This window comes from Polymorphospora sp. NPDC050346, assembly GCF_040655695.1.
GTDB lineage: Bacteria > Actinomycetota > Actinomycetes > Mycobacteriales > Micromonosporaceae > Polymorphospora > Polymorphospora lycopeni.
The window spans coordinates 1-2,838 of record NZ_JBFAKM010000096.1 but is presented as its reverse complement, the minus strand read 5'-3'; the positions used below and the strand labels follow the sequence as shown (position 1 = coordinate 2,838).

The window sequence follows — 2,838 nt, the reverse complement described above, 5'->3', positions numbered from 1 at the left end:
ACACCCCCCGGATCATCCGCACGACAGGGGCGGTAAGTCATACCAGGCCGGGCGACCGAGCAGTCCCCGGCTGGGGACATCAAAAAGGTAACGGGAGGCGGTGGGACCATCGGATGGCGGCGGTCTGGACCTTGACCGGTGGGCAGGGGGGCAGGGCTTCGGTCAGGGATGTAAGGGTTGCGGCGATGGTGGTCAGGTCGGGGAGCCGACGGTCAGGTCGGGGTGGCGGCCGGGGATGTGGTCGAAGCCGAGGGCGAGCCAGCCGGATTCCTCGACGGTCCAGCGCAGGCGGGGAACGGTGTCGGGTAGCCAGGGGTTGAGGCGGGCTTCGTTGCGGTGCATGCGTACGTGCGGGTTCGTGGTCTCGATCGCTTTGCAGAAGACGGTGCCGTGGTCGGTGTGCAGGGTTGCGGCGAGGTCGGAGACGGACCCCGTCGTCGCTGAAGTGGCCGAGCGGACGCGTCCGGTGTGTGTCTCGATCGCGTGGCGGACGCGGGTGGGTAGCTGTATCCAGTGACGACGGGGCATGTCTTGCTCCTCGCTCCCCGCGGGTTGTGTGACGGGTGCAGCCTACGGGCGCCGGAGCGGAGGCCGGGGTCGCCGGTCAGCGCGCCGGGCTGTCGTGGCATCCCTGGTGGCACTGGGTGCAGTCGGCCTTCATGTTCCACAGTGGGAGATCGACGTGGTAGCCGGCGGCCCGCATGGCCGTGATGGTGATGCGGCGGGCCTCTACGGGCTCGTGTACGGGTACGGCCGGCCATTCGGTGCCGTCTTCGGGTTCGTGGTGGATGAAGCCGCCGGCGATCCGGTCGCAGAATGCCGCGTACTCCCGGGTGTACAGCAGGAAGGTGTGCCACCCGATGTCGACGAGTGTGCTCGGGCTCAGGGGGCTGTGGTGCGGGCGCAGGTACCGAGGAAGGCCAGCGCCTGGTCGACGATTCGTGCGGGCATCTCGCGGTCGAGTTCGGGGGCCACTCGCGGTCATCTCGCCGCCGCGCGATGTGCCACGCTGCGGCATCGCCCACCGACCAGGGCCAGGGGCACCGCACACAAGCCCGGCCAGCAAACGGCCGACCTTTCCCTCTTCCGCCGCAGGGCCGCGTCCCGCCGCCCACGCCGACGCCTTGCCGCGACCTTCTCCGATCCGCACCGCACGACCCGGCCGCCGCCCAACCAACCCGCGCCCAGTGACGCCCCGGGCGCGGCCGTACGGCCGCGCCCGGGGTTGACGGCCTCGTTTGTCGTCTAACGCGGTGCGCCGCTCATGCAGAGTGGCCAGCGGCGGGACGACCGGATCCGGTGGCGGACACGGACCGGAGCACGCTGGCGGGACGTCCCACCGTCGTTGTACCCGCCCTGGCAGACGCTGTACCGGTGTTCCGGCGCTGGCAGCGTGACGGCACCTGGACGCGGATCCTGGCCGGGCTGCAGATCCGCGCCGACACTGCCGGGAAGATCGACTGGACGGTCAGTGTCGATTTCACCATCAGCCGCACCCACCAACACGCCGCCGGCGCCCGCCGCAACGGCCTTCTGCAGAAGGAACCACCGGGCGACGTCCACACCGAGGTCGACGATCACGCCCTCGGCCGCTCGCGGGGAGGGTTCACCACCAAGACGCACCTGGCCTGTGAACAGGGCCGCAAGACCCTCGCCGCGGCGGTCACCGCCGACCAGCGAGGCGACAGCCCACAGTTCACCGCTGTCGTCGAACGGATCAAGGTGTATCGCGCCGGTGGTAGCCGGCCCCGCACCCGACCCGACCTGGTCCTGGCCGCCAAGGCATACGCCAGCCGAGGCAACCGCGACTACGCCCGCAGGCGCAAGATCAAGCTCTGCATCCCGACCAAGCCGACCAGGACGCACACCGCAGGGCCAAGGGGTCCAAAGGCGGGCGGCCACCGGCCTTCGACCCGATCACCTACCGGCAGATGAAACGCGGCCTAGCACGCCGCGGGCGCCCGTCAGCACAGTCATCTGCAGAAGAAGGGCCACCGGGCGGTGTTCACACACCGAGCCTGGCGATCAGGCTCTCGGCCGTTCAATCCGCCACGCCGGCATGTCGGTGCTCACATACCTGGTGGATGTTGGTCCTACAGGGGGAAGTGCCCGCAACTAAAGGACTAATCATGGCCCTTGCTCCACGTTCGTTCTCGTCCCTGCCGACATCACCGGAGCCTTCTCCGCAGGCGCCACGCTCGGTCTGGCTCGCACTGATTCTCATGGCCGCCGCGTTCGTCGGAGTCGCTTCTGGCGTGTTGTCCTACCTCGCGGGTGCGAACGAGCCCGCGGCGGTGCTAACTGGGGGCGGGGCCTTTGGTGGTACCGTGCTGCTCCTTCTCGCGCTGCATCGGTACGTGGCTGGCGACAGGGAGTAGCGCCCGCAGCGGCCGGTCATGGGAGAAAGACGTCCCTTGGCCGGCCGCCACCCGACCAGCCTGCGGTTCGTGCTGATGGGGGTGGACATCGGAAAAGATCTTGTTCAACTTCACTCACATGGAGCGGGTGGGCGCGACCTACGTACGGAGCGACCAATCGGTGGTGGCTGTCGCGGATGGATCGGAGGAAGGCCCCGAGTGGATGCCCACAACGCCGCCCCAGCGCCGGTGGCGCGGCGCGAACAGTACCCTCCCGCGCCACCGGCCTACGTCACGTTCTACCGGGAGAACTACGCCCGGATGATGCGCATTGTTATGCATGCCGGCGCGACATGGCACGAGGCGGACGAGCTCACCAACCAGACCCTAATACTCCAACGTCACTTCGCCTGTCTGCGCTGGTAGTGGGATCGTCGGGCGCGGGCTTGGGATGTTCGCCGCCAGATCGACCAGAGCAGGA

The 2,838-nt window shown here is 68.7% G+C and carries 3 protein-coding genes and 1 pseudogene; 2 read left to right on the top strand and 2 right to left on the bottom strand.

What is annotated here, in order from left to right:
* Positions 1-192 precede the first annotated feature (192 nt).
* Both AB0I42_RS37200 and AB0I42_RS37195 read right to left on the bottom strand, forming a co-directional pair.
* Positions 193-528, bottom strand: coding sequence for a hypothetical protein (locus AB0I42_RS37200; protein ID WP_357544475.1), 336 nt, complete (start codon positions 526-528; stop codon positions 193-195).
* Positions 529-604: 76 nt separating this feature from the next.
* Positions 605-985, bottom strand: a complete 381-nt coding sequence (locus tag AB0I42_RS37195; protein WP_357544474.1) for a hypothetical protein — start codon at positions 983-985, stop codon at positions 605-607.
* Positions 986-1,276: 291 nt separating this feature from the next.
* On the opposite strand from AB0I42_RS37195, the pseudogene AB0I42_RS37190 reads away from it, so the two are divergent.
* Together AB0I42_RS37190 and AB0I42_RS37185 are read left to right on the top strand one after the other, a co-directional pair.
* Positions 1,277-1,952 (top strand): annotated as a pseudogene (locus AB0I42_RS37190) (IS5 family transposase); the annotation flags it as partial.
* Positions 1,953-2,576: 624 nt separating this feature from the next.
* Entirely contained in the window at positions 2,577-2,783 is a 207-nt protein-coding gene (locus AB0I42_RS37185; RefSeq protein WP_357544473.1) for a hypothetical protein, read from the top strand.
* Positions 2,784-2,838: the final 55 nt, after the last annotated feature.

Bases quoted from the DNA above. Each gene is read 5' to 3' on its own strand.
- AB0I42_RS37200 (WP_357544475.1), bottom strand. From the start codon at position 528: ATGCCCCGTCGTCACTGGATACAGCTACCCACCCGCGTCCGCCACGCG.
- AB0I42_RS37195 (WP_357544474.1), bottom strand. From the start codon at position 985: ATGACCGCGAGTGGCCCCCGAACTCGACCGCGAGATGCCCGCACGAAT.